The sequence below is a fragment of the Kitasatospora sp. NBC_00070 genome, from assembly GCF_045041205.1.
GTDB lineage: Bacteria > Actinomycetota > Actinomycetes > Streptomycetales > Streptomycetaceae > Kitasatospora.
Genome location: NZ_CP108247.1, coordinates 224,644 through 250,432, shown reverse-complemented (window position 1 = coordinate 250,432; position 25,789 = coordinate 224,644). Strand labels below are relative to the sequence as shown.

Genomic DNA, 25,789 nt, shown 5'->3' with positions numbered 1-25,789 from the left:
GGTGGCGACCTCAGGACCCACCTGGGTCACGTAGCTCGGTAGGCCCCGGGTCGTACGCGCTACTTCGGTGCCTGGAAGCCGCCGATCTTCTGTTCGAGCAGTTCGGCCAGCCGCAGTGGGGTGCGGTCCTCAAACATCGGGCCGATGAGCTGCACTCCGACCGGCAGGCCCTCGGGGGACCGGCCCGTCGGTACGGCGGTGGCGGGTAGGCCGGGCATGGTGGCCAGGCCGGCCCAGACGAGTTGGTCGAAGTACGGGTACGCGACACCGTCGATGTCGATCCGGCGTTCCAGCGGATCGGGGTGGTGGTCGTGTGGGAAGGCAGGGGTGGGTGTGACGGGGCACACCACGATGTCGAACTCCGTGAAGAGCTGCCGCCAGCCGTGTCGGTGGAGCTCGCGGTGGCCGTTCGTCTCGAGCCAGTCGCTGTGGCTGAGCACCGTGCCGCGTAGCCGTGCAGTGTCGAGGGTTTCGGCGGCCGGGCTCACCTCGGCAACGCGGGCCTGCACCTGCTCGCGGGCTTCGATGGGAAAGCGTATGACGGAGCTGGAGGCGAGCAACTGCATGTAGAGCATGGCGGCTTCGCGCAGGTCGGGGAGCAGCGCGCTGTGCCGTTCGACGCGGGCGCCGCCGTCGGTCAGCGCGTCGGCCACGCGGTTGACGCCCGCCCGCACGGCGGATCCGGTCGCGATGAGCGGGTGGTCCTCGATGACCAGGACTCGGAAGTCGCGGAGCTCCTGGTGGCGCGCCGGCGGCAGTCGCAGGTCGTACGCCACACCGTGGGTCAGTGGGTCCGGTCCGGCCATGACGTCGAGCAGGAGGGTGAGGTCACGGGCGCTGCGTGCCATCGGACCGACGACGGCGAGGTCGAGGTCGACCGGCAAGGCCGGCGCCGGCGGCGGGGTCATACCGCGGTTCGCCGCCAGGCCGAGGGTCGGCTTGTGTGCGTAGACACCGCAGAAGTGCGCGGGCGTGCGCAACGAACCGGCGATGTCGGAGCCGATGGACAGTGCGCCGAACCCGGCCGCCAGGGCCGCCGCCGATCCGCCCGAGGATCCACCCGGCGTGCGACCGTGGTCCCACGGGTTGTTGGTGGTGCCGTAGATGTCGTTGAAGCTCTGCACATCCTGCAGCCCCAAGGGCACGTTGGTCTTGCCGAGCACCACGGCGCCTGCGGCCTTGAGCCGCGACACCTGCACCGCGTCCTCGGACGGCAGGTGGTTGCGGTGCGGAGGCATGCCCCAAGTCGTGGGCAGCCCGGCGATGTCGTAGGACTCCTTGACCGTCACCGGAATGCCGAGCAGCGGCCGGTCCGCACCGCCGGCACGCGCCTGGTCGGCGGCGCGCGCGGCGGACCGGGCACGGTCGAAGTCCGGCACGCAGATCGCGTTGATCGCCTTGTCGTCCCGCTCGATCCGGGCGATCGCCTCGTCGGTCAGTTCCGCCGAGGTCACTTCACCGGCGCGCATGGCGGCCGCGAGTTCTTCGGCCGTCTGAAATTTCCACTCCATGAATCCGACCGTACCGACCCCTGGAACAGGCCACGAAATGCCGATTCGCACAACGGGGTGGTGGTCTGAATACTCATCAGTTCCTCGCCGACCGCAGGTGGTTCGCCCGGCCGCCGGCGATGGCGACACGCGGCGGGATCACCGACGGCGTCGCCGCTGGTTGCGCGAGGACGCCATCACGCCACTGGCGGGATGGCGAACGGGTCATAATTCTCGGGCATCAAGCAGCCGTAGTCCTGCAGCGGGAACGGATCGTTCAGCACGATCTGCTGCCGCTCGCCCGCAGGGGAGAGTCCGTCCGGGCGGTCCAGAATCCGTTGCCCGGGGCGCCCGCTGGTTGCCGGTGCGTCGGCTGCGAGGCGGCCGAAGCGGTCCATCAGAGCCCACACGGCGTCGTGGACATCGCAGATGAACTCGGCTGCCCGCTCCTCGGTCATTTCCGGGTCGGTTTCGCGGAGCGCCGCGCGGGCCGCCGCGATGAAGCGCTCCGGATCGACGACCACCACGTCCTGGCGCATCCGCACACTGATCGTCATGCCTGCCGTCGGTGCTGTGATCTCATCCACCGGCTCACGGTACTGCGTCGGAAGGGTGTCCGGCCGCGAATTCCCCCTTGTGCACGACTGGCCAGGCACGCCCTGGTCTGACCTGGAATCAATCAATGGTGGAATCGGGGCATTTGGCGGTCTGTGACCGTTTTGATGGTGCAGCGTTCAGCCGGCGCCACCACATCGAGACCTCCGTCATCGGCCGGCAACCGCAAGGCTACGACCGGCCACAGTGACCAATTCCACTGAACGGCAGGTCAGTTGCACCGGGGACATCCCGGTGGCCACCGCCAGACCTGTTGGGGCCCGCTTCGATCGATCCCAAGGGATCGTGCAGTTCGTCGGCGAGGCGCCCCGCAGTCAGTCCAGGTCGTAGTCGAAGGTGTAGGGGACGGACGGTGCGCCGGGTTCGACGGTGAAACGGCCGGTCCCGCGCAACCCGGTGAGCTCGCCGGTGCCGGATCCGGGCACGACCGCGAAGGTGCAGCGCACGGTGCCGTCGGCGTCGAACGAGCCGCGCTCTTCGAGGGCGAAGGCGCCCTGGCATCCGTCGAGACTGCCGACCAGGACCTCCATACCGGCGAACGTCCCGGTCTTCTCCGTGACGTAGACGATGGCGTACTCACAGGTGGTCGTGGCGGCCTCGATGCCACCGTCGAAAGCGTTGGTCACGGAGGCATGGGCGAGTCTCGGGCTTGCCTCGGTCGGGGTGACGGGGCGCTCCTCCCAGTTGGCGAAGGTGAAGCGGCCGGTGGTCTGCGTGGGCACGGGAGTCCTCTCGATCAGCCGCGCGGCGTCGTCCGTACGGCGTGATCAGAAGCCTGCCCGCTGTACCTGACACCTTCTGTCAGGTGCGGCAGGACAATGGCTCCATGCGTGCCGACCGGCTTCTCTCCCTGCTCCTGCTGCTCCAGAATCGCGGGCGGATGACCGCCCCCGAACTCGCCGCCGAGTTGGAGGTGTCCGTCCGTACGGTCTACCGGGACATCGAGGCACTCGGCACCTCGGGCGTCCCGGTCTGTGCGGATCGCGGTCCAGCGGGCGGGTACCGCCTGATGGACGGGTATCGCACGCGGCTGACCGGGCTCACCGAGGCGGAGGCCGGATCGCTCTTCCTCGCCGGGGCGCCGGGTCCGGCGCGTGATCTGGGCCTCGGCGCGGAACTGGCGGCCGCTCAGCTGAAGTTGCAGGCCGCTCTGCCGGTCGAACTGGCCGACCGGGCACGGCGTATCCAGGACCGGTTCCACCTGGACGCGCCGGCCTGGTTCCGGGACGCGGACCCGGTGCCGTACCTCGCGCCCATCGCCCAGGCGGTGTGGGAGCAGCGTGTGCTCCGTGCCCACTACCGGCGTTGGGGCGGTGAGGTGCACCGGGAGCTGCGCCCGCTGGGCATCGTCCTCAAGGGCGGTATCTGGTATCTGGTGGCGCTGTCGGAGGAGTCCCTGCGGACCTACCGGGTATCGCGAGTCCTGGCCCTGGACATCCCGGGGGAGAGATTCGAGCGCCCGGCCGGCTTCGATCTGGCCGCCTACTGGGAGGAGTCCGCACGGCGCATGGCGGCCGTGCTGCACCAGGGGACCGCACGGCTGCGGGTCTCGCCTCGCGCACAGAAGCTGCTGCCCGCGCAGTTCGGTGCGGCGGGCGCACGGGCCCTGGGGGCGGCCGGGCCGGCGGACCAGGAGGGCTGGGTGGAGGTGGAGTTGCCGGTCGAGACGCAGGCCGTCGCGGTCGGCGACGTGCTCAGACTCGGTGTCGAGGCGGAGGTGCTCGGTCCGCCTGAGCTGCGGGAGGCGACGGCTCAGGCGGTGGCGGAGCTGGCGAGGCGGTATGCGGCCTCGCCCTGACGGCGGTCTGGGGTCTCAGCGGGAGGCGTCCGGTGAGTCGGCGGGCCGTCAGTTCCGGTCGGGACGGGGAGTGGTCGGGGACGGGATGCGCAGGTCGGCCGGGCGGACGAGGGACATGGCGCGCCCGTCGCGCAGGACCACGGCGATCTCCGTTCCCTGGGTGGTGAGTTGGGTGAGTGCGGTGTCGGCGGCCTCGCCGTGGCCGAAGTGCGGCAGGGGCGGGCCGGGGTGGCTGCCGAGGGGGTCGGTGGGGGTGGCGCGGCCGGCCCGGAGGGTGCCTTCGAGGTCAGGCAGGGTGACCGAGCCGGTGAGTTCGGGGGCGGTGGGGCGGCGGCCGTCCGGGCAGGGGCCGGTGGGCAGGACGGCGGGTCGGCCCGCTTCGGCGAGGGTGCGCAGGGTGGCGAGGGCGTCCCCGACGGTGGTGTGGGTGTTGAGGTAGGGGAGGGGCGCGGTGTGGTCGTCGGTGGGAACGGCGTCGCCGACCCGGGGGTGCGAGGGGTCGCCGTCCAGGAAGCCCAGGCGGAGCATCCAGGTGTCGTCGAAGTACTTGGAGAGGTACTGCCGTCCGGAGTCGGGGAGGATGACCACGACGACCGCGTCCGGGCCGGCCTCGGTGGCCACCTGCCGGGCCGCTGCCAGTGCCGTACCGGACGAGCCGCCGACCAGCAGGCCCTGTTCGCGGGCGAGTTGGCGGAGGGTCAGCAGGGCGTCGCGGTCGGCGACGGGCAGGACACGGTCGACGACGTCCTGGTGGTAGGACTTGGGCCAGGTGTCCGCGAGGGTGTCCGGGTGGCGGAAGTGCCCGGCGGCCTCGATGAAGTACGGGCTGCCGTCGCCGCCCGCGTACACCGAGGAGGCCGGGTCCGCGCCGATCACCCGGACGCGGCCGTCGCTGGCCTCCTTCAGGTAGCGGCCGGTGCCGCTGATGGTGCCGCCGGTGCCGATGCAGGAGACCAGGTGGGTGATCCGGCCGTCGGTCTGCCGCCAGATCTCCGGCCCGGTGCCCAGGTAGTGCGCCTCCGGGTTGGCCGGGTTGTCGTACTGGTCGGCGAGCCAGCCGTCCGGCGTCTCGGCGGCGATCCTGGCCGCCGTGTTCACCGGGTGGTCCGGGTGCTCGCGGGGGAGTCCGGCGGGTCGGACCACGACCTCGGCGCCCAGCGCCCGCAGGGTGGCGGTCTTCTCGCTGCTCACCCGGTCGGAGACCACGACGACGGCGCGGTACCCCTTCTCGGCGGCCACCACGGCGATCCCGATGCCGGTGTTGCCCGAGGTGGCCTCGACGATCGTGCCGCCGGGCCGCAACAGCCCGTCCCGCTCGGCCTGTTGCACCATGTTGGCCGCGATCCGGTCCTTCACGCTGCCGCCCACGCTCAGGTACTCCAGCTTGGCGTAGACGGCCGCACCCCGGTCGCCCCCGGGCATCCGTACGCGCACCAGCGGGGTGCGGCCGATCAGGTCGAGCACAGACTCGTGAGCATCCATGGCGCCAACCTTGCCAGGCGGTGATCGGGACGGACCAGTGGGGCACACGACGCGGGTTGCCATCGGCGGGGGTCAGGAGCTGTCGCCAGCGCGCGGACGGGGCGCGCGGGTTATGTCCGCGCGCTGGGTGGGGGCGGTACTCGCGGTGGCGGGATCTACGCTGGTGGGCGCCGGTTTCGCGAGGTTTCGTCGCAGTCGTAGGAGGACCGAGGGTGCGTCACATCCGCATCGCGCTCGCCGTGGTGCTGGTCGCCGTCGGCGGGGCTGCTCTGGGGGCTGCCGGGAGTGACGAGGGGTCGGTGGTGCGGGGCGAGTCGATGCTCCTGCTGTCGGACCCGCAGGCTCAGCTCAAGCTCCACCGGGTGACCGACGCGGTCCAGGACTGGGCGGAGGCCGGGCCGGCCGCCTCCCTGGGGTACGCCGGTACGGTGATCGACGCGCCGAACCGGCGGGCGGACATCTACTGGGCGGGTGAGTTGCCCGCGGTGGTGCAGGAGTTGATCGGGGCGAACTCCTCGCCCGGCCTCACCGTCACGGTCCGTCCCGGGGCCTACTCGCGGGTGGAGATGCAGGCGGCGGTGGACAGGTTCGTCGCGGCGGCCGGGCCCGGGGTGTGGACCTCGGTCGGTCCGAAAGAGGACGGCAGCGGCATCGCGGTCACCTACGATCCCGCCGCGGCCGGGCCGCTGACCGGGGCGCGGGTCAGCGACGAGCGGTACGCCGAACGCGCCGGTGACCTGGCCGGGATGGCGGTGACCGCGCGTCCCGGCGGGGTGACCGTGCCGCTGTCCGGCGGCCGCCGGGTGGACACCGCTCCGTACTACGCGGGTGCGCAGGTGCGGACCTCGACGGCCGACTTCTGCTCGGGGGCCTTCACCGGGTGGAAGGGTGCGACGAGGGTTCAACTCACCGCCGGGCACTGCGGCGCGGGTCGCTACTACAGCGGGGCGGACCACTACATCGGCGACCGGATCGCGGTCGACGCCGGTCTGGACGTCGGCATGATCGGCATCAACGGTGACGGCGGGGTGCGTTTCTACGACGGCCGCTGGTCGGACACCGGCGGATCGTCGCGCCGGGTCTACGGCTCCGGCCGCAACAACGTCGGCGACCTGGTCTGCCTCAGCGGTGCGCAGTCCGGCTGGGTCTGCGACGTCAAGGTCACCAGCGTCGACGTGCGGACCAAGGACGCCGCCGGGGCCGTGACCGTGCCGGTCGACGTGGCCGAATCCCGTGGCGGCGACCACCGACCGATCGTCGCCAAGGGCGACAGCGGTGGCCCGGTCCTCGCCGACCCCTACGGGCCGGGCGAGGACATGGCGGCCCGTGGGGTCGTGATCGCCGGCGGCTCCTCCACCGAGGTCGGCTGCCCGGCCAACTCGACGGCCACGCCGACCCGTTGCTACTGGCAGGTGATCTACGTCCCGATGACCCCGATCGTGAGCAGGCTCGGCTTCTCCCTGTCCTGACCCGGGACGCACGCCGACCTGCCGACGAACCGTGGTGCGGGCAGCGGACCGGCGGCCCTCGAAGCTGTGAGGGCCGCCGGGTGTCGCGCGTTCACCGGGTCAGGCGGCTGAAGCGGGGTCAGGTTCGGTGCGGCCGGTGTGCCGACGGGTGCGGAGCAGGAGGCCGAGCGTGGTGGCTGCGGCCAGGACGGCGAGGACGATGCCGGTGCGGTACAGGTTGTGGACGTCGGCCGGGCCGATCCCGTACTGGGGCGGGGCGACCAGGAGCGTCCAGGGCAGGGCGGCCAGGGCGATGCCTGCGGCTCGCAGGCGGTCGGTGCCCGGGGCGGCGAGCAGCCCGAGGTAGGCGAGGCCGATCACGAAGGCGGGCCAGGCGGTGGCGACGTCGAACAGGGCCTGGTAGCTGGGCGCGAAGGAGACGTTGCGGTAGGAGCTGTCGTCGTAGGGCCAGGCGTTGAGCCAGAGGGCGGCGGCGCCGCTCATCGGCAGCGCGATGGCCAGGGCGGCGGCCGTCGTCCGGGAGCGGTCCTGCCGGGTGAGGTCGACGGCGTCGGGCGGTGCGATCAGGACCAGGACGCCGATGACGCTCCAGAGCACGAGCAGGCTGGTGCCCCGGTCGAGCCCCGCACCCGGGTCGGCCTGCGCGACCACGGCGCCGACGATCCGGGCCGCGACGGCCGGCAGGACCAGGGCCCGGGCCGGTGCCCAGCGGCCGAGGGCGGCGCAGAGCAGGGCGAGCACCCAGGGCGCGGTCTGCGCCGTGCCCACGGCGATCCGGACGGCGGGGCTCCCCAACTCCCAGGAGTCGGACAGGAACAGGTCGAGCAACAGGTGGACCAGGCTCACCGCCGCGCCGCCGGCCAGCAGGAACGGTGCGGCGCCGGCGATGATCCGGCCCGCCGGGTCGCGGGAGCTGAGCTTGGTGCGCAGCCGGACGGCGTGTGCGGCGAGGGCGGACCACTCGCGCAGGGCGGTGCGTCGGTCGGTGTGCTCCACGGCCTCGGCGAAGACGGCGGTGATCTCCGCGCCGTGCGCCGCCCGGTACGCGGCAGGGTAGAGGACGTCCAGGGGGAGCCGTGCCAGCAGGCCGGGGGTGGGGAGGTGCGAGTGCGTCATGCCGTCCCCCCGACGGTCCGGAGGGTGGGCTGCGGGCTGCCGAGGGCGAGCCGGCGGTCGGCCTCGGCCACCCCGGCGCGCAGCCGCTCGGTCTCGTTGGCCAGGGTCTCCCGGCCGGGCTCGGTCAGCGCGAAGCTGCGGCGCAGCCGCCCGGCGACGACCTCTTCGTGGTCGATCCTGATCAGCCCCTGCTGGAGCAGGCGGTCCAGGGCCGTGTAGAGGGTGCCGGTGAGCATCTTGGTCCGGCCGCCGGTGATCGCCAGGACTTCCTGGACGATCGCGTAGCCGTGCCGGGGCGCGTCGGCCAGTGCGGTGAGCACGAGCCGGGTCGGTTCCTGTAGTTGACGATCTGCCATACCGAGACCATAGATCAACGGCTTAGATATGTCGATGGTTTAGCTATGGAGTGAGGCCGGGCCGGCTCCGCTCGTCCTCGCGACGGGATCGGGGGTCAGGCGACCTTCCGGAGCGCGTACAGCACGTTGTTCCTGAGCGGGGGGATGCGGGTCTCCAGGAAGGGGACCCAGTCCGGCAGTGCGGTGGCGATCGCCGAGCGGAGTTCCCGGCGGCTGGGGAAGTCGACGGTGCGGTCCCCGGAGATGTAGCGGTCGGCGGCGTAGGCCAGCCAGTGGGCGGCGCCGGCGTCCCGCTCCCAGTCCTTGATGGCCAGGACCGCGCCCGGTGCGGCGAGGGAGGCCGCGTCCTGGATCAGTTGCCGGCGCTGCGGGACCGGGACGTGGTGCAGGACATCGACGATCATGACGAGGTCGAACGGCTCCGGGTCCTCCGCGATCAACTGAGAGGTGCTCATCGACCGGAACCGGGCGCGGTCAGGATCGCCCAGGAAGAGGCGGCCGGGCGCGGGGGCGATGTCGATGCCCAGGTAACTCGAGGTGGGCGACCGGGCGGTGAGCCGATGGGCGAGGGCGGCGTCGCCGCAGCCGACCTCGAGAATTCGCCCGGCGGGGCCGAGGCTGAGCAGGGTGGTGGCGAGGTCGTCCAGGTTGATGAAGGCCGAGCGGTAGAGGTTGGCGGCCGGTACCTCCAGGCTTCCGAGACGGTTCCTGACCAGGGTGCCGAGACTCATGGGGGTGCCTTTCGGTCGGGCTTCGAATGAGGAGCGTGCCCGACGTCCGCTCAACGAAACGGGCTTGTGGCGAGTCACGCCGCCGGGGCCCGGATCACCCGCGGCGGTGAGCACCCTCGGCCGGCCCGGTGAGCGCGGCCGGCTTGGCGGGCAGGGCGGGAAACTGCCCGCCGGGATTCGCCGGAGCGGGGTAGGCTGCGTTGAGACGGCCGGACAACTGCTCAGCAGGGCAGGATGGTTGGCCGCGATCGAGAGGGATACGGCCTATCGGCAGACACGTGCCGGTCGCCCTGTGGCGACTGCTCGGATTCAGCCAGACGCAGCCAGGTGGCAGGGGCATGTCCATGTCCCGGATCTGGAAGCGGATCACCGGATGATCACCCCCGCGCGTCCTCCACGGGACGGCTCGGGTCATCGTCCGCAGCTGCTCCGAAATCGCGCGTGGGAAGAGGTTCGTATCGTGGAGATCGCTCCGCTGGTCGGGATCGTCAGCCTGGCCGTCGTCGCCACCACCGGCATCGCCCGGCAGCTCCGAGGAGCCGTGCCGGAGGTCGTCGCGCTGGTCACCACACTGATCGACGCCGCCCGGGAGATAGCCCGCCATCTGCGCGCCGCTCCGGACGCCGGGGGCGCCAACGGCCGGGATCGGCACCAGTTGCCCCTCGCGCCGATGGCCGTCCTGACGGTCGGCGACGACATCGCACACCATGCGGAGGACGTCTCCGACGGTGACGATCCCCCACCGTCACACGCGATCTGACGCCGGCAGGTCTGCTGGTACGCCGCCGCCGGACTCCGTGGCTGCTGCCCCCCGGGGGGCAGCACCGTGGGTCGCTCGACTGAACGGGTGGTTGTGAGTGTCGGTGACCGCATCGCGATCATCCGGCGTGGTCAATTGATCGCGCCGTGCACCAGCACGGTGTGATCCACCGTCAGGAGTGCTCATGCGTGTCCGCCGCACCACCCCCGCAGTGCCCACGTCCACCCGTGGCCGGAGCTCCGCCCTGCTGGCCGGCCTGACGGCGGCCGTGGTCGCCGTCCCGCTCTCCCTGGCGGGTGCCGGACTCGCGTACGCCGCCCCCGGGCCGGCCGTGACCTGCACCCTGAACGGGGCCTCGGTCAGTCCGGTCGCGGAGATCACCGGGACCGCCGGCAACGACGTCCTGGAGTGCGCGAACGGGGTGCCGGTCGGCCACCCGATCGACCTGCTCGGCGGGGACGACTCCGTCACCATCCGCGGTGGTACCGCCAGTGACGTGCGCGGTGGTGACGGCAACGACACCATCACCCTCACCGGCGCCGAGGGGTCCGACGCGATGATCGGGAAGATCGTGGTGGACGGCGGCGCCGGGAACGACAAGTTCTCCATCACCGGCGGCGCAGGCCGCACAGGGGCCGCCGGCGCCACCGGGGCGAACGGCAACAGCACCGACACCGGCATCGGCGGTCGCGGCGCCACGGGCGGGACGGGTGGCACCGGCGGTGTCGGCAACCCGGCCGGGAACGTGATCGGCGGCCCCGGCGCGGACACCATCAACGCCTATGGCGGCAAGGCCGGTTCGGGTGGTGCCGGCGGCCGGGGCGGCGACAGCGTGGAGGACCGGCCCGGTGGGCTCGGCGGTCGCGGCGGGGCCGGTGGCGAGCGCGGCATCCCGTACTCCGGCGGCACCTTCAGCTACGACGCCGAGGACACCTTCAAGGCCTACTACGGCCCGTACGGGAACGAGGGGGCGGTCGGCGCGCGCGGTGCCAACGGCCCGACGTACAAGGGCTGAACCGGCGGGTGGTGTGCGCGGGCCTCGCACCCGCGCACACCGGTCACTACCGCGCGAGCCGCTGCTGCCACCAGGCGAGGGTGGCCGCGAGTGCCTCGTCCACCGGGGTGGCCTCCTCGCCGAACGCGGCGGTCCAGGCCCGCGAGTCGATCTCGAAGGGGCGGTCGAACTGGTAACGGACCTCGCGCAGTTCGGCGAGGGTGGGGTTGGCGAGCCCGGCCAGGCGCAGCGGCCACCACGGGAGCCCGCCGACCTTGGCCGGGGGGAGGCCCGCCAGACGGGACATCCGCTGGAGCAGCTCCCTGACGGGGAGGGCCGGAGCGGTGGGTACGTGCCAGGCGCGGCCCCAGGCCCGCTCCTCGGTGCCGAGGCGGACCAGGGTGCGGGCGATGTCGGGAAGGTAGCTGAAGCTGTGCGGCGCGTCCGGGTCGCCGAGCACGCGGACGGGCTTCCCGGCGAGCAGCGGCGTCATCACCCGCTGGGCTAGTGGCTCGTCTCGGATCCTTGGCCGGGTAATTGATCCTTCGTCTGTTGCGCGGCAGGCTGCTTCCAGGTTGTGATCGTGGAGGTGGTTGTGGGGCGTCGTCCGGGGGTGTTCGTCCGGCCGGTGGGCATGGAGGAGGGGCGTCGGCTGCAGCGGATCAGCCGGACCGCGAAGGATCCGGTGAGGCTTCGGCGGGCGATCGTGGTGATGATGTCCGCGCAGGGCCAGTCGGTGCCAGACATCACCTCGTTTATGCAGGTCAGCGCCGACTATGTGCGCGACGTCATCCACGCGTTCAACGAGCGGGGGTTCGACGCGCTGGACCCAAAATGGAGCGGGGGACGCCCCAGGACGATCAGCGGCCAGGTGCGTGAGCACATCTGCCTGATCGCCCGGACGTCCCCCGCCGACTGGAAGATCGCCGCGTTCTCCACCTGGAGCCTGGCCAAGCTCGCCGAGCACCTGGTCCAGCAGGCCGTCGTGCCGGCGGTCAGCCGCGAGACGCTGCGGCGGATACTGCGCGAGGGCAAGGTCTCATGGCAGACCACCACCACCTGGAAGTCCTCGAACGACCCGGACTTCATCGCCAAGATGCACCGGATCCTGGCGCTCTACGACTCCCCGCCCACCGACGGCCGGGTGGTCTGCGTGGACGAGTTCGGGCCGCTCAACCTCATGCCCCGCAAGGGCAAGGCATGGCGCCCGCACCGCTCACCACGTCGCCTGCGCGCCACCTACAACCGCTACGACGGCGTGATGCACATGCTCGCCGCCCTCGACCTGGCCACCGGCAAGATGTACTACCGCATCCGCCCCCGCAAACGGTGGCGCGAGTTCCTGGCCCTGCTCAAGTCCCTGCGCACCCGCTGGCCCGGCGAGAAGCTCTACGTCATCCTGGACAACTTCTCCCCGCACAAACACCCCAACGTCCGCGAGTGGGCGGCAGAGAACGACGTCGAGCTGGTCTTCCTGCCAACCTACGGATCCTGGCTGAACTGGATCGAGTCCGAGTTCGCCGCCCTGCGCTACTTCGCCCTCAACGGCACCGACCACCGCAGCCACGCCGAACAGAACGTCGCCATCAACTCCTACATCCGTTGGCGTAACGCCCGCGCGGAGCCGAAGACCAACTTCGCTCCCGACTCGCCGATCCGTACCTGGACCAAGGACCCGACCCAGGCCGCCTGAGGCTTCCCTCTACGCTGGTCACGTGCGCTACCTGACCGAACCCTTCGCCCTCGGTGCCCTGCGACGAGGGCGCGCCATCGAGCAGTTCCTCGGCGCCGCAGGCACGCCGGAGAAGCCCGGCATCCGCTGGGTCGAGATCAGACCGAAAGCCTCGGGCTACCTCGTTGTGCTCCACACTGCCGAAGACGTCGGTGGAGAACACTTCCGCGACCTGGTCGAGTTCCCGCCTCTCGACTCCGACGACGGCGAGGAGGACTTCGGCCAGGAGATCGCCACAACCGAGGACGAGCCGTCCGCCATGGCGATCGCCGAGGCGAGCACCGGAGCCGTCCACCACCGATGGGTCAACGCAGGCATCGCCCAAGACGACTACCTCGACTTCGTACGAGCCGGGCGCCCAACATACCCACCAGCAACCGAACCGAGCTGAACACTTCACACAACAACGCTCTGTGCCCGCGAGCGGGTGGCTCTCGGTGAACGGCCGGTCGGCGGGACCGTAGGCGTACAGGTTGCCCATCATGACCAGCACCGCGCCGGTGGCCTCGGCCGCGTCCAGCACCGAGTCCGCGATCGGCGGCCAGTCGGTGGGCCAGCGGTGGTACGCCGGGCTCGCGCAGTTGTAGATCACCTCGGCGCCGTCGGCGGCCTTGCGCAGGGCGGTGGTGTCGGTGACGTCCAGTGCGGTGCGGCCGGCGCCGCCCGAGCGGGTCAGCACCGTGACCTCCCGGCCCTGCTCGGTGAGCAGCGCTGCGGTGGCGGCGCCGATCGGGCCGCTGCCGATGACGATGTGACGGGCCATTGGTTCCTCCCCGGTGATGGAGAGCAGTGCTCTCCCGGGGGCAGTCTGGTCGGCCGGACCGGGGCAAGTCAAGAGCAGTGCTCTCTCTTGTGGTCACTGCTCTCACCGGACAGAATGGCCGGCATGACGGCGTCCCAGACCGCGCGGCAGCTGGCCCGCGCCGAACTCACCCGGGCCATCAAGGCGTCCGCCACCCGGCAGCTCGGCGAGACCGGCGCCGCCGCGCTGTCGCTCCGCGCGGTGGCGCGCGACCTGGGGCTGGCCTCCTCGGCGCTCTACCGCTACTTCCCCAGCCGGGACGCCCTGTTGACGGCACTGATCGTCGACGCGTTCAACGCGATCGGTGCCGCCGCCGAGGCGGCGGCGGTCGGGCCGGGGGCTCCCGGGGCCCGCTGGCTGGCCGCCTGCCGGGCGGTCCGGCGCTGGGCGCTGGCCCATCCGCAGGAGTTCGCCCTGGTCTACGGCTCCCCGGTGCCCGGCTACCAGGCCCCGCCCGACACCGTCGACCCGGCCACCCGGATCACCCGGCTGCTGGCCGCCCTCGTCCTGGAGGCCCACGCCCAGGGGCAGTTGTGCCCCCCGGCGCAGCCGCTGCCCGGCCCGGGGCTGATCACCCGGCGGGTGCTGGACCCGCTCGGCGGCCCGCCCGCCGAGCCGTACGCGGACCTGGTGGAGCGGTCGCTGACGCTGTGGATCTCGCTGGTCGGCACGGTCAGCTTCGAGCTGTTCGGTCACCTGGACGCGGTGGTCACCGACTTCGACGCGTACTTCGACGCCACGGTGGTCGTCGCGGCGGAGGCGGTCGGTCTCGCGGTCCCGCTGGGGGAGTAGCCGGGGCCGCGCGCCCGGACGGGTGCGCGGCCCCGAGGGTGGGTCGGGTGTCGGGTCAGCCGGTCAGGTCGGGGCGCTGGGTGACGCGGATCGCGTTCAGCAGCGTCTTGCCGTTGGCGGCCACGAAGCGGACGTCGAGACGGCCGTCGGTGACGGTGACGGTGAAGGACTGGGTCAGGGCCTTGCGGCTGCCCACCTTGAGGGCGATGTCGAGGTCGGGGATCACCTCCCGGTCCTCGATCAGCACGTCGAAGACCCGGGTGTTGGGCGACTTGCGGTCGAGCTCGGCGAAGTCCAGCTCGACGGTGTAGACGCCGTTGGGCACGTGGTCGAAGGCGTAGCCGTACATGCCCTCGCGGGCGGTCTGGAAGCGCTTCGGATCGGTGCTGCCGGTGATGGCCTCCCGGGTGTCCTTGGCCGAGGACTTGCCCTGGTAGCCGTAGCCGCCGCTGGCGTACTCGCGGTCCTTGGTCCAGCTGTCACCGAGCGAGTCGGTGAAGCCGCCGATGGCGCCGGCGTCCAGGGCGACCTGGTAGCCGGGGACCACCACCGTGACCGGGACGGTGAGTTGGGGTGCCCGGCCGCTCGCGGAGCGGATCAGCAGCTGGGCGGTCAGGACGGTGCCGGGCGCACTGCCGGCCGTGTCCAGGGACAGCTTGACGGTCTGCCTGCCACCGGTACCGAGGTCGCCGGCGGCCGGTTCGACCTTCAGCCAGGCGGCGTCGACCGCCTCGGTGACGGTGTACGCCGTCGGGGCACCGGAGTTGGCGAGCTCGAAGGTGCGGGTGCGGGTCTGCCCGGCGGGCACCACGGCGGTCAGCGCGGGCACCGAGCTGGCGACCCGGCCGGTGGCCAGCGCGGTGACGGGCCGCTGGACCGCACCCGCCGTCACGGTGACCGGACCGGTGGCGGTGGCGTAGTTGGCCGCGCCGGTCTCCAACCGGTAGTCCCCGGCCGCGGGTTGCAGCACGTAGCCGCCGTCCTCACCGCTGGTGGCGGTGCCGGCCGTGGCACCGGCGGCGGTGAGCAGCTTGACGGCGGCCCCGGCCAGCGGCTTCCCGTCGTTGGCGTCGGTGACGGTGCCGCGCAGCAGCCCCGTCTTGACGGGCCGGAAGGTGACAGCCAGTCCGTCGGTGAGCACGGCGGTGTTCAGCGAGTACTGGAGCGCGTCGGTGCCGGTGGCGTTCTCCAGGCCGACGGTGGCGCCCGATCCGGCCGCCGGGCCGGCGGCGGCGGTGTCCTTGTAGCGGTAGGTGAAGCTGCCGTCCTCGCCGATCGCGACCGAGAAGGAGAGCCGCACGGTGCGGTCGGAGTAGAAGGTGACGTTTCGCCACTCGACCACGAAGGCCCGGTCGGTGCCGGTGCCCGTGGTGGCCGTGTAGACACCGGAGTTGGCGTCCAGGTAGAGGTCGTCCCAGAGCGGGTAGAGCGCGCCGTTGGGCAGACCGGGGGAGGGGATGGCTCCGTTGCTGTAGAGGGTCGAGGCGGCCGGGAAGGAGAACACCCCGTCGGTGCTGACGTACCCGGAGGTGTACACGTTCCCGTACAGCGGGACCGCGAACGGGAGCCTGACCTGCTCGGCGGCGGTGTCGCCGGTGAGGGCCAGCTTGGTGGTGCCGCCGACCCAGTCGCCGCCGCCGGCGGCGCAGCTGTAGCCGAACGTGTCGGTGCGGACCGGCAGTTCGATGTCGGCGGTGGTGTCGCCGGTGAGCGAAAGGTGCCGCTGGGCCTGGTCGGCGCAGCGGTACGGGGAGCTCGCGGTCACGTCGTACTCGCCGAGCGGGAGGGTGAGCCGGTAGTGCCCGGCGGCGTCGGCGGTGGCGCTGACCGGGGTCCCGGTGGCGGTGACCACCGAGCCGGCCGCCGGGACGCCGCCGCTGCGGACGGTGCCGGTGACGACGGCCGAGGGGGCCTGCTCGACCGCGAAGTCCCGGGTGACGGTCTGGTCGGCGACCACCACGGCGTCGGCGGTGGCGGGCAGGTAGCCGTACTTGGTCACCTTGAGGCTGTAGCTGCCCTCGGCCAGGTTGGCCAGGCTGTACGAGCCGTCGGCGCCGGTCACGGCGGTGCGGTCGATCGCGCCGTCCGCGAACACGGTGGCACCGGCCAGCGCGGCGCCGCCCGAGGTGACGTGGCCGGCGAGGGTGCCGACCGGGCCGTGCGGGGCGGCGGAGACCGCCGCGTAGGCGTCGAGCTTGCCCTCGCCGAAGATGTTGTTCTTCGCGGCCGTGCCGCCGCAGGCGGTCGCGTCGGTGTCGACGGCGGTGCGGTCCAGCAGGGCCCGGGTCTCGGCCACGTTGCCGCGCAGCGAGGGTGCGTAGGCCCAGATCAGGGCAACCGTCGCGGCGGTGTGCGGGCTGGCCATCGAGGTGCCGCTGAACGCGGCGTAGCCGGCGCCCGGCACGCTGGAGCGGACGTTCTCACCGGGCGCGGCCAGGTCGGGCTTGAGCTGCCCGCTCTCGCCGGGGCCCCGGGAGGAGAAACTGGAGATGGCACCGGCGCTGTTGAAGGAGCCGGAGGAGTACCCGTTGGTGTAACCGCCCGGGTAGCCGTTGGAGTTGCAGCCCGGGCCGCTGTTTCCGTTGGAGAAGGCGGGGAAGATGCCCGCGTCCACCCAGGCCTGCACGGTCAGCCGGTACCAGTCGTCGTAGAGCGTGCCGCCCCAGGAGTTGTTCACCACGTCCGGTGCGAGATCGGGGCGCGGGTTGTTGCCGCTCAGGTCGGTGGGGGCGATCACCCACTGGCCGGCCGCGAGCAGCGAGGCGTCCGAGCAGCTGTTGGTCTCGCAGCCCTTGGCGGCGATCCACCTGGCACCGGGAGCGACGCCGATCCGGTCGGCGCCGGCGGAGCCGACCATGGTGCCCATGGTGTGGGTGCCGTGGTCGTTGTTGTCGCAGGGGGCGGCGGACGGGCAGACGTTCGCCGGGTCGAACCAGTTGTAGTTGTGGTCGTACGCCCCGTCCGCGCTGCGGCCGCGGTACTGGGCGTTGACGGCCGGGTGGGTGTAGTCGACACCGGAGTCGATGTTGGCGACCACGATGCCCTCGCCCCGGTCGCCCAGCTCGTCCCAGACCCGTGGGGCGCCGATCCGGTCGACGTTCCACTCGACCGCGTCCGCCGCCTTGGGCTCGGCGGTGGCCGGGATGACCTCGTCCAGCTTGACGGTCTGCTCGGCGCGGATGGAGGCGACCTCGGGCTGCTGCGCCAGGGTGTCCAGCAGCTTGCGGTCACCGGTCACCCGGATCGCGTTGACGATCCAGTAGGACCGGTAGTCGGCCCGGACGGCGTCGAGCAGGCCGCGCAGGTGCGCCTGGGTGGTGTCCGCGTGGGTGGTCTTGGCGCGCAGCAGGGCCTCGGCCTTGGCGGTCTTGGTGGTGGCGCGCTGCGCTTCGACCGTGGTGGCCTGGGAGTTGAGCTGGACCCAGTACACCGCCTTGTCGTCGTCGGCCAGTTGGTCCAGCACCTTCGCCTCGATCTTGGCGGCGGCGGGTACGGACGCGGAGGGCGGCGCCGGTGGTGCGGCCGGTGCGGCGAAGGCCGGTGCGGCGAGGGTGACCGTCGGGAGGGCGAGGGCGGCGAGCAGCCCGGTCAGGGCCGTACGCCGGCGGCTGGTCCGTAATGCCACGGATTCTCCTTCACGCGGTGGCGGCGGCCGGGGGGCCGCCGCGCGGACGGGTGAGAACAGTGGTGCGGTCGCCATCCCTGCCCGGACGGGGGCGGGCGGGAAACCGGATTTGAGTGGCAGGAACATGCCACTGTCGTCAAGTGGCTTGAGGGTCGGGTCGTCTGACCCAGCGTCAACGGACGGTGGGGTGTGCGTGACGGGGTTTGAGTGGGGCCTGCTCGGTGGTGGGGCCGGTGGTGCGGTCGGGGCCGTGGGTTCAGGAGGTGGTGGAAGTCACTCGGTGAACGGTCGGGATTGCCCGTCGTGGGCCGTCCGGTGGCTCGATGGGTCGTATGCGGTCTGTAAGCTCATCGGGTTGTCTTTACAAGAACCACACATGGCAGGGGTCGGCGTCCGCGTCCGGCCCGGCTACCCGATTGCCACGCAGAAGGTCTCCCATGAAGTTCCGCACCACCGTCGTCACGGCCACCCTGATCGCTGTCTCGGTACCGGCTGCCCTCTCGGTGGCCCCCGCCTTCGCCGGTACCACCGCCGTGGTCCGACTCCAGGGCACCGTCGCACAGTTGGAGCAGAACGCCGCCAATGCGCGGGCCGGGTACGAAGCGGTCCTGGCCAAGGAGACCGCGCGCCGGCAGGAGCTGACCGCACTGCTGAGGAGCGGACGGTTCCCCGAGGCGATCCAGGCTCGGCAGGACGCGGCGACGGCGGCCGTGCGGCAGGCCGAGGTCGCCAAGGCGGAGGCCGACCGGGTGCGGGCCGAGCGCAACGACGCGATCGACGCCCTGCCTGCCACCACCACCGATGACGAGCGGGTGGCGGCCTTCCGGGAACTGGGCAAGGCCGATCTCGCCGTCGAGGCCGCCGCCGCCACGCTGGCCGGTGCCGAGCAGGAGCTCGTCGCGGCGGCGGAGCAGGGCCAGGACTGGCGGGTCGGGCTGGTGCAGCAGGCCAGCGCCTCCGAGGGGGCCGTGGCCGACGCGCTGGCGGTGAGCCAGGCGGCCGACCGGGCGCTGGCCGACGCGCGGGCCGCCGAGACGCAGCAGCCGACCCCGACCCCGACTCCCGCGCCCGCCGTTCCCACCGGCGGTACCGCGACCGCCGCCGCCGGGGCGACCGCTGCGGCAGAGGCCGACACCGGTGGCTCGGTCCGGGTGGAGGACACCGCCGTGACCGTGCCGACGAGTCCGACGGCCGCTGCGTCGGTGGGGTCGACCCCGACGGCGCCGGCCGTTCACCAGGGCGAGCTCGCCGAGACCGGGTCCTCCTCGGCCTCCACCGTGCTCGCGATCGCCGGTGTCGCGACCATGGCGCTGGGCGTCGGGGCCGTGGTGGTGGCCCGCCGCCGCAAGGCCGACGCGGACCGCTGAGCCTCAGCGGCCGCTGCCGGGAGCCGCCGCCGGGCCCACCGCTGACACCTCGTCGTGCAGGAGGTTGTCGGCGGCCAGGACGTCACCCGCGACGGGTGATCCCGAGGCGCGCCGGAGGGCGCCGACGGCAGGGTCGGAGAACGAGACGTGGAGCGTGTAGCGCGGCGGTCCGGTGATGGTGTTGTGGGCGTCGACGGGCGGGACGAGCCCGCGGGCCACGGCGGGGCCGGTGTAGCCAGGGCAGAGGGCCGCGACCGGGAACGTCACCAGGGCGGAGACGGGGCTGATCAGGCGGCCGTCCGCGGTGGGCTCGGTGTCGTCGTCGTACGTGACCGGCAGGTGGTGCGCCGCGCCGACCAGTCCGCCCGGGCCCTCGATCTCCACGGCGACGCCCTCGGGGCCCAGCGGCCGAGCCAGGTCCAGCGGCCCGGTCGGGCCGGGGGAGATCAGCAGGCCGACCTCGAGGATGCCGGGATCGTTCGCCGACTGCGAGCTGAACCCGTAGGAACCGAGGTCGAGTGCCGGCCCCGGGCTGCCGGGCCGCCCGCTCCCGGCGGCAGGTGGCAGGGTGAAGTGATGGAAGCCCTTGGTGCCGCACTTTCCGCCGGGGAAGATCCCGCCGCCGGGGAGCGCGGCATCCGCCGACGGCCGGACCGCGACCGGCAGGGGCGGGGCGGACCGGTCATCGGTGGGTGGCTCCCGGCCGGCCCAACTCGCCAGCCCCAGCAGCGCGGTCAGCCCGCAGAGCACCGCCAGCGCGATCCGTCCCCGGCGGTCCAGCCAGCCGGACCACCGCGAGGTCCGGTGTAGGTGGGGCGACCACCGGCGGCCGCCGGGGTCGACCGGTTCCTGGAGCCGCCACTGCGCCGAGAGCATCCGGGTGCGGGCGGACGGCTCCCGGACAGCGGCACCGTGGACGAAGTTCTCGTCCAACAACAGTCCCTCGAACGGGTCGCCGCCGGTCGGTTCCGGTCGGTCGGGCGAGGACGGGTGGGGGTCATCGGCTATCGGCACGGCCGCAAGTATGCCGCAACCGTGATCATGGCCCGCGCCGCCGTCCGGGTGTGGCCGGGGGAGGCCGTGCCGGGTGTCTGACGGGCCGTCGGGTCGGGGTGGAAAGTTTTCTGGATCGGGGACCTCGGGGCCGCCCGGAACGGTGTCGTGCGAGGCGTTGCGGGGGTCGTGGCCGTGACGCGGTGACTGCCCGTACCCACGGTGGCCGACCGCTGTCCGGGGGCTGTCGCAGGGGCCGTCCCGGCCTTCGCCAAACATGCTCTGACCTGGTGTTTTGATGGATCTCGCCTAGGCTGTGGAACCTCTGCAGGACACCTTCGGAGGGGAACATCGTGAGCGAGGGAACCAACAAGTACGACGCCAGTCACATCCAGGTGCTGGAGGGGCTGGACGCGGTGCGGCAGCGGCCCGGGATGTACGTCGGCTCGACCGACGAACGCGGACTGCGCAACGTGGTGTTCAGTGCGGCCGACCGGGCCGTGGACGAGGTCCTGTCCGGCCGGGCCGGGCGGGTGGAGGTCACGCTCACCGCGGGCGGCGGTGTGTACGTGGCCGACGACGGGCCGGGTGCGCCCATCGACGAGGTGCGGGACGCCGCCGGTCACAGCAGCCTCAGGGAGGAGCTGACCGTGTTGTCGGGCGGCTGGGGTTTCGGGCTGGAACTTGCGGTCGTGAACGGCCTGTCGAGCCGCCTGACGGCCGAGGTGCGGTGCGACGGGGTTCGCTGGGTCCAGGAGTACGTCCGCGGTGTCGCGGTCGCCCCGCCGGTGAACGCGGGGCCGACGGTCGGTCAGGGGACCACCGTCGCCTTCTGGCCCGACACCGAGATCTTCGGGACGGCGGAGGTCTCCTTCGACGCCCTGCTGGACCGCTTCCGGGAACTGGCCTTCGTGAACCCGGGACTGGACATCTCCCTGACGGACCATCGCCTCCCGGGCGCGTCCCGCTCGGAGCGGCTCCGGTTCCCCGGCGGGGTACGGGACTTCGTGAACTTCCTGGGCGAGCAGGCGGGAGAGCCGGTGCACCCGGAGGTGATCGGCTTCGAGCAGGAGCGGTCACCGGTCGCCGGGGAGGCGGCGGTGGCGGTGGCGCTGCGGTGGTGCGACTCCCCGGGGGAGCGGATCCGGAGCTTCGCCAACTCCTGGGCCACGCCGGGTGGTGGCACACACCAGGAGGGATTGCGTGCGGGTGTGGCCGCCGCAGTGAACGCGTACGCGCGTGCGCAGCGGCTGCTGGCGGAGGCCGAACCCGATCTCGGCACCGAGCGGATCGGCGAGGGCCTGACGGCCGTCGTGGCGGTGAAGGTCGACCGGCTCGAGCTCGAGGGCTCCTTGCGTGACCGGCTGGGCAACACGGCGGTGCGCGACCGGGTCGAACAGGCCGTCCGGGAGTACCTCGGCGGCTGGCTGACGGCGCATCCGGAGCAGGCCGCAGCGATCGTCGGCCGGCTCGTCCGGGGTACGCACCAGGGCTGAGCGGCAGTCGACCGCCCCCGCCCGGGCAGGGACCGGGCCGGGCGGGGGCGGGCGGCATCGCGTTGCGGTAGATGCATAAAGGATTCATATAAATCAGCTATGCTTCTGGCATGAGTCGCCGAGACGCCGCGCACGGCGCTTCCGATGCCATCGGGTCAGCCCTCTACGGCCTGGCCACCAGGGCGGTGAGACGCCTTCCCCGCGACATGAGCCTGACGTCCGCCGCCACCTTGGCCACGCTGGACAAGACCGGCCCGCGACGGATCACCGATCTGGCCTTGGCCGAGGGGGTGACCCAGCCCGCGATGACCGTGCTGGTCCGGGTGATGGAGGAATCCGGGCTGGTCGAGCGGAAGGGCGATCCGTCCGACCGGCGGGTCACGCTGGTGTGCCTGACCGAGTCCGGCGCGTCGTACGTCCGGACGCGACGTCAGGCGGGCGTCGACGCGTACGCGCGGTTGATCGACGAACTCACCGGTGACGAGGTCGAGGCCCTGGCAGCAGCCCTTCCGGCGCTGCTGCATCTGGCGGAGCTCGAAGGCCACGCCCGAGAGGGGGCGGACCGGTGAACGCGGCCCAGGCCCATGACCAGCCCACGAGCTCTGCCCCGATACGTTCCGAGGTACGTCTGCTGGTCCCCGCCGTGGTGTTCATCGCCCTGGTCGTGGCGGCGGTCGCCAGCCTGGGGACGCCGCTCGTCACCAGCGTGGCGACCACGTTCCACGTCTCCCTCGACAGCGCGCAGTGGACGCTGACCATCGCCCTGCTCAGCGGCGCCGTCGCCACCCCCGTCCTCGGCCGGCTCGGAGCCGGTCCGCACCGGCGGGCCACGATTCTCGCCACGCTGGCGATCGTCGTCGTCGGCAGCGCGCTCACCGTGCTGCCGCTGCCGTTCGCCTGGCTGCTCGTGGGCCGGGCGGCCCAAGGCGTCGGGCTCGGTCTCACGGCGCTGATGATGGGCGTGGCCCGCGACCATCTTCCCGAGGAGCGCAGCACGGCCACGATCGCCCTGATCTCGGTGGTCTCCGTCATCGGAGCCGGCGTCGGCTACCCGCTGGCCGCGCTGCTCGCCGAGTTCGGCGGACTGCGGGCCGCGTACGGCCTCGGCCTGCTCGTCACCGCCGTCGCCTTCGTGACCGCGTGGCGCTCCATGCCCGCAGCTCCCGAAGGCCGCTCCGCTCACGTGAACGTGGCCGGTGCGCTGGTCCTGGCGGCCGGACTGCTCCTGGTCCTGTTCCTGGCCGGCGAGCGGAGCCTGTGGAACCGGCACCTCGCCGTGGCGGTGACGCTGGCCGTCGTCGCCGTACTCCTGCTCTGCCTCTGGACCGTTTCCGAACTGCGCACCAGGACGCCGCTGGTCGACGTCCGGGCGGTACGGCACCCGGCGGTCGCCGGGGCCAACATCGCCATGTTCGTCGGCGGGAGCGGCATGTACCTCCTGCTCACGCTCATCACCCGCTACGCGCAGACGCCGCACAGCGCCGGCTACGGCTTCGGGCTGACCACCTTTGTGGCGGGGCTGGTCCTCATCCCGTTCTCCGTGCTGGGGTTCGTCGCAGGCAAGCTCACGCCGCTGGTCCGGATGCGGGTCGACGGCCCGCTGCTGCTGGCCGGCAGCGCCGCCGTCGTCGGCGGCGGGTTCGTCCTGTTCGCCACCGCCCGGTCCAACCTGGCCGAACTGTTCGCCGCCATGGGCGTGCTGGGCTTCGGCGTCGGCAGCTTCTCGGCCGCCATGCCCGGCGTCATCCTGGCCGTCACCCCCAGGAGCGAGACGTCGAGCGCCATGAGCTTCAACTACGTCGTCCGCAGCGTCGGGTACTCCCTGGGCAGCGCCATCGGCGGTCTGGTGCTGGCCGCCGGCACCGCCACGGGCCGGCTTTTCCCGGACGAGGACGCCTACACGACCGCGGCGCTGGTCGGCGTCGCCGCGATGGCGGTCACGACGACGGCCGGCCTCGCCCTCGCCCGCCGGCGCTCACCCGGGACCGATCCGACCACCGCCCCGGGCGGGGTGCCGGGGTCGGGCCGGTCGGGTCGGGTCGGAGGCTGAGGACCGAAGCAGTCCGACTTCGACGCCGGCTCCGTCGGCCGAGCAGGTTTCCGTCCGTCAATTCCGAACAGAGGAGGCACCGTGGCCAAGGGTTACTGGGTCAGCGCCTACCGCACCATCGCGGACCCCGAGAAGTCGGCTGCCTACAACGAGCTGGCCGGCCCGGCCGTCAAGGCCGGGGGCGGGCGGGTACTCGCCCGCGACGGCCGGGTCGTCGCACACGACGCCGGAGTCGCCGGGCGCACCATCCTGATCGAGTTCGACAGCTTCGAACAGGCGGTCGCCGCCCATGCGAGTGCGGCCTACCAGGAGGCGCTGGCCGTACTCGCCGACGGCGTCGAGCGCGACTTCCGCATCATCGAGGGCCTCGACTGACGATCGAGGCCGCGTCGGCGAACAGCTCGGCCGGGTGCGGCCGCCGACAGTCGGTCCGGGGATGGGTCAGGTGTCGATCCGGGCCAGCAGGAGGTTCGGGTCCTGGAGGGTGGCGAAGGCGGCGCTGGTGACGTAGGCGGTGCTGCCGCAGACCGCCACGGAGGTCGGGCTGGAGAGGCCGTCCTGGTGGGTGAGCACCACGGTCGGGGCGCCGGCGCCGGGGGTGGCGTGGACGACCTCGTCGGCGGCGTTGCGGGCGGCGAGCAGGGTGTCGCCGTGGCCGGTGAAGGCGAAGTCGTCGATGCCGTCGATGCCGGTCAGGCGGGTCTCGATCGGGCCGGCGGTACCGTCGGGGCAGATCGGGATGCGCAGGACGGTGCCCCGGTCGGTGTTGGAGACCCAGACGGCGCCGTCGTGCTCGCGGATGCCGTTGGCGCCGAGGAAGGCGGTCGGCCCGAGTTCGGTGCCGGAGGCCCAGGCGGTACGGGTGCCGTCCTGGAGCGAGACGCGCCAGACGGTGCCGAGCACCGAGTCGGCGACGTAGAGGGCGTCGTGGTGCTGATCGAGGGTCAGGCCGTTGGGCAGGCCGTTCGCCGGGAGGGTGGCGATCCGTTCGGGTGAGCCGCCGGGGCGGAGCCGCCAGACGCCGGTCAGGTCGTCGGTGCCGGTCGCGTAGTTGACGTACAGGGTGCCGGGCGGCGGCACCGGGGACCGGGGCACCCGGGCGCTGTCGCCGCCGGATCGCGCGGCCGATGTGGCATCGTGTCACCGGTGCGTTGCCAAGAGTCAGCTGATGCCCGTTCGGGTGAGCGGTCCTGCGGTCGGCGGTCGGGGCCGGTGCGAGGTGCGTTCGGCACCGCGCGGACGGCAGGCCGGGTGAGAGCGTGAGACCGGCATCGATCGGGCCGTACGTCGAGCACCTCGCCAAGGCGGTGTGGCAGCGCGGCCGGGAGATCGAGCTGCTGCACCGGGCGGTGGCCTTCGCCGGGCTGTGTTTCGTCACCCTGGTGCCGCTGCTCATCGTGATCGCGGCCGCCTCGCCGACCCGGGGCATCGGGATCGCCGACTGGATCATCGACGGGCTTGGGCTGTCGGGGACTTCGGCGCAGGCGGTGGACGAGCTGTTCTCGTCCCGGCGCGACGTGCTGAGCACCACCACCGCGCTCGGACTGGCGGGCCTCTCGGTCTTCGGGATCTCGCTGATGACCGCCGTCCAGAACGCCTACGAGCGGATCTGGCGGCTGGAGTCCGCCGCCTGGCACGCCGCGTGGCGGCAGGTGATCGCGCTGGCCGGCCTGATCGGGTACATCCTGGTCGCCGCCTGGAGCGGGGTGCCCTGGCACGACACCGCCGCGCAGCCCGCGCTCCGGGCCACGGCCACCCTGGTCGGCGGGGTGCTGCTGTTCTGGTGGTTGCAGCACCTGCTGCTCGGCTCCCGGGTCGGCTGGCGCACCCTGCTGCCCGGCGCGGTCGCCACGGTCGCGGCGCTGGCGGGCCTGCGGGTGTTCTCCCGGCTGGTCTTCGCGCCGCTGATCGCGTCCAACGCGATCACCTACGGCGTGATCGGCACCGTCTTCGTGGTGCAGTCCTGGCTGATCGGGGTCGGGTACTGCGTCTACGCGGGCGCCCTGGCGGGTGAAGCACTGCACCACGCGCACCTGTCTGGGCACCGGCGCGGCCGGGAGCCGCGCGGGCCGGATGCGGCAGGGTGACGGGGGCAGCGCCGGTGCTCGGCCCTGCCCCCGG

The 25,789-nt window shown here is 72.5% G+C and carries 24 protein-coding genes and 1 pseudogene; 13 read left to right on the top strand and 12 right to left on the bottom strand.

Annotated elements, in window-relative coordinates:
• Positions 1-59: 59 nt before the first annotated feature.
• From OHV05_RS01195 to OHV05_RS01185, 3 genes are all read right to left on the bottom strand, one after another.
• On the bottom strand, positions 60-1,511 hold the full coding sequence (locus tag OHV05_RS01195; protein ID WP_405021368.1) for an amidase: 1,452 nt from the start codon (positions 1,509-1,511) through the stop codon (positions 60-62).
• A gap of 176 nt (positions 1,512-1,687) precedes the next feature.
• A complete protein-coding gene (locus tag OHV05_RS01190; RefSeq protein WP_405015860.1) occupies positions 1,688-2,077 on the bottom strand; it encodes a hypothetical protein in 390 nt (129 codons plus the stop codon).
• A gap of 342 nt (positions 2,078-2,419) precedes the next feature.
• Positions 2,420-2,827 carry a DUF3224 domain-containing protein gene (locus OHV05_RS01185; RefSeq protein ID WP_405015859.1) on the bottom strand — a complete coding sequence of 136 codons (408 nt, stop codon included), beginning with the start codon at positions 2,825-2,827 and terminating at the stop codon, positions 2,420-2,422.
• A 104-nt stretch (positions 2,828-2,931) separates the two neighbouring features.
• On the opposite strand from OHV05_RS01185, the gene OHV05_RS01180 reads away from it, so the two are divergent.
• Positions 2,932-3,903, top strand: coding sequence for a helix-turn-helix transcriptional regulator (locus tag OHV05_RS01180; protein ID WP_405015858.1), 972 nt, complete (start codon positions 2,932-2,934; stop codon positions 3,901-3,903).
• A gap of 48 nt (positions 3,904-3,951) precedes the next feature.
• Here OHV05_RS01180 and OHV05_RS01175 read toward each other — a convergent pair whose 3' ends face one another.
• A complete protein-coding gene (locus OHV05_RS01175; protein WP_405015857.1) occupies positions 3,952-5,385 on the bottom strand; it encodes a pyridoxal-phosphate dependent enzyme in 1,434 nt (477 codons plus the stop codon).
• 212 nt (positions 5,386-5,597) lie between these two features.
• Here OHV05_RS01175 and OHV05_RS01170 point away from each other — a divergent pair, with 212 nt between their 5' ends.
• Positions 5,598-6,854, top strand: a complete 1,257-nt coding sequence (locus OHV05_RS01170) for a hypothetical protein (protein WP_405015856.1) — start codon at positions 5,598-5,600, stop codon at positions 6,852-6,854.
• A gap of 99 nt (positions 6,855-6,953) precedes the next feature.
• Here OHV05_RS01170 and OHV05_RS01165 read toward each other — a convergent pair whose 3' ends face one another.
• The 3 genes from OHV05_RS01165 to OHV05_RS01155 all read right to left on the bottom strand — a co-directional run bounded on the left by OHV05_RS01165 (position 6,954) and on the right by OHV05_RS01155 (position 9,057).
• A complete protein-coding gene (locus tag OHV05_RS01165; protein ID WP_405015855.1) occupies positions 6,954-7,970 on the bottom strand; it encodes a hypothetical protein in 1,017 nt (338 codons plus the stop codon).
• Positions 7,967-8,326, bottom strand: coding sequence for a PadR family transcriptional regulator (locus tag OHV05_RS01160; protein ID WP_405015854.1), 360 nt, complete (start codon positions 8,324-8,326; stop codon positions 7,967-7,969). The genes OHV05_RS01165 and OHV05_RS01160 overlap by 4 nt, the downstream gene beginning before the upstream one ends.
• Positions 8,327-8,421: 95 nt before the next feature.
• Entirely contained in the window at positions 8,422-9,057 is a 636-nt protein-coding gene (locus OHV05_RS01155) for a class I SAM-dependent methyltransferase (protein WP_405015853.1), read from the bottom strand.
• 460 nt (positions 9,058-9,517) lie between these two features.
• Between OHV05_RS01155 and OHV05_RS01150 the strand changes: the two genes are divergently transcribed.
• Together OHV05_RS01150 and OHV05_RS01145 are read left to right on the top strand one after the other, a co-directional pair.
• A complete protein-coding gene (locus OHV05_RS01150) occupies positions 9,518-9,817 on the top strand; it encodes a hypothetical protein (RefSeq protein ID WP_405015852.1) in 300 nt (99 codons plus the stop codon).
• A 184-nt stretch (positions 9,818-10,001) separates the two neighbouring features.
• Entirely contained in the window at positions 10,002-10,832 is an 831-nt protein-coding gene (locus OHV05_RS01145) for a hypothetical protein (protein WP_405015851.1), read from the top strand.
• Positions 10,833-10,878: 46 nt separating this feature from the next.
• Here OHV05_RS01145 and OHV05_RS01140 read toward each other — a convergent pair whose 3' ends face one another.
• The gene (locus OHV05_RS01140) at positions 10,879-11,304 is read right to left on the bottom strand and encodes a hypothetical protein (RefSeq protein WP_405015850.1); all 426 of its coding nucleotides are present in this window, start codon (positions 11,302-11,304) and stop codon (positions 10,879-10,881) included.
• A gap of 102 nt (positions 11,305-11,406) precedes the next feature.
• Here OHV05_RS01140 and OHV05_RS01135 point away from each other — a divergent pair, with 102 nt between their 5' ends.
• Positions 11,407-12,504, top strand: a complete 1,098-nt coding sequence (locus OHV05_RS01135; protein ID WP_405015849.1) for an IS630 family transposase — start codon at positions 11,407-11,409, stop codon at positions 12,502-12,504.
• 22 nt (positions 12,505-12,526) lie between these two features.
• On the top strand, positions 12,527-12,934 hold the full coding sequence (locus tag OHV05_RS01130) for a hypothetical protein (RefSeq protein ID WP_405015848.1): 408 nt from the start codon (positions 12,527-12,529) through the stop codon (positions 12,932-12,934).
• A gap of 90 nt (positions 12,935-13,024) precedes the next feature.
• Here the strand turns inward: OHV05_RS01130 and OHV05_RS01125 are convergent.
• Positions 13,025-13,306, bottom strand: a pseudogene (locus tag OHV05_RS01125) (NAD-dependent epimerase/dehydratase family protein); the annotation flags it as partial.
• A gap of 123 nt (positions 13,307-13,429) precedes the next feature.
• Here OHV05_RS01125 and OHV05_RS01120 point away from each other — a divergent pair.
• Positions 13,430-14,137 carry a TetR/AcrR family transcriptional regulator gene (locus OHV05_RS01120; RefSeq protein WP_405015847.1) on the top strand — a complete coding sequence of 236 codons (708 nt, stop codon included), beginning with the start codon at positions 13,430-13,432 and terminating at the stop codon, positions 14,135-14,137.
• Between the two features lie 55 nt (positions 14,138-14,192).
• Here the strand turns inward: OHV05_RS01120 and OHV05_RS01115 are convergent, their stop codons facing one another.
• On the bottom strand, positions 14,193-17,762 hold the full coding sequence (locus OHV05_RS01115) for a S8 family serine peptidase (RefSeq protein WP_405015846.1): 3,570 nt from the start codon (positions 17,760-17,762) through the stop codon (positions 14,193-14,195).
• A gap of 437 nt (positions 17,763-18,199) precedes the next feature.
• Between OHV05_RS01115 and OHV05_RS01110 the strand changes: the two genes are divergently transcribed.
• Positions 18,200-19,129: an LPXTG cell wall anchor domain-containing protein gene (locus OHV05_RS01110; RefSeq protein ID WP_405015845.1), complete on the top strand. Its 930-nt coding sequence runs from the start codon at positions 18,200-18,202 to the stop codon at positions 19,127-19,129.
• A gap of 3 nt (positions 19,130-19,132) precedes the next feature.
• Here the strand turns inward: OHV05_RS01110 and OHV05_RS01105 are convergent, their stop codons facing one another.
• Positions 19,133-20,143 (bottom strand): hypothetical protein, encoded by a 1,011-nt coding sequence (locus OHV05_RS01105; RefSeq protein ID WP_405015844.1) that lies wholly within the window; start codon positions 20,141-20,143, stop codon positions 19,133-19,135.
• Between the two features lie 332 nt (positions 20,144-20,475).
• Between OHV05_RS01105 and OHV05_RS01100 the strand changes: the two genes are divergently transcribed.
• The 4 genes from OHV05_RS01100 to OHV05_RS01085 all read left to right on the top strand — a co-directional run bounded on the left by OHV05_RS01100 (position 20,476) and on the right by OHV05_RS01085 (position 24,043).
• Positions 20,476-21,618: an ATP-binding protein gene (locus tag OHV05_RS01100; protein ID WP_405015843.1), complete on the top strand. Its 1,143-nt coding sequence runs from the start codon at positions 20,476-20,478 to the stop codon at positions 21,616-21,618.
• 110 nt (positions 21,619-21,728) lie between these two features.
• The gene (locus tag OHV05_RS01095) at positions 21,729-22,187 is read left to right on the top strand and encodes a MarR family winged helix-turn-helix transcriptional regulator (RefSeq protein WP_405015842.1); all 459 of its coding nucleotides are present in this window, start codon (positions 21,729-21,731) and stop codon (positions 22,185-22,187) included.
• Entirely contained in the window at positions 22,184-23,668 is a 1,485-nt protein-coding gene (locus OHV05_RS01090) for an MFS transporter (RefSeq protein ID WP_405015841.1), read from the top strand. Before OHV05_RS01095 ends, OHV05_RS01090 begins: the two co-directional genes overlap by 4 nt.
• Positions 23,669-23,749: 81 nt before the next feature.
• Complete coding sequence (locus OHV05_RS01085) at positions 23,750-24,043, top strand: DUF1330 domain-containing protein (protein WP_405015840.1); 294 nt, start codon at positions 23,750-23,752, stop codon at positions 24,041-24,043.
• 66 nt (positions 24,044-24,109) lie between these two features.
• On the opposite strand, the gene OHV05_RS01080 is transcribed toward OHV05_RS01085, so the two are convergent.
• On the bottom strand, positions 24,110-24,763 hold the full coding sequence (locus OHV05_RS01080) for a hypothetical protein (protein ID WP_405015839.1): 654 nt from the start codon (positions 24,761-24,763) through the stop codon (positions 24,110-24,112).
• A gap of 164 nt (positions 24,764-24,927) precedes the next feature.
• On the opposite strand from OHV05_RS01080, the gene OHV05_RS01075 reads away from it, so the two are divergent.
• Positions 24,928-25,755 (top strand): ribonuclease BN, encoded by an 828-nt coding sequence (locus tag OHV05_RS01075; RefSeq protein ID WP_405015838.1) that lies wholly within the window; start codon positions 24,928-24,930, stop codon positions 25,753-25,755.
• Positions 25,756-25,789 lie beyond the last annotated feature (34 nt).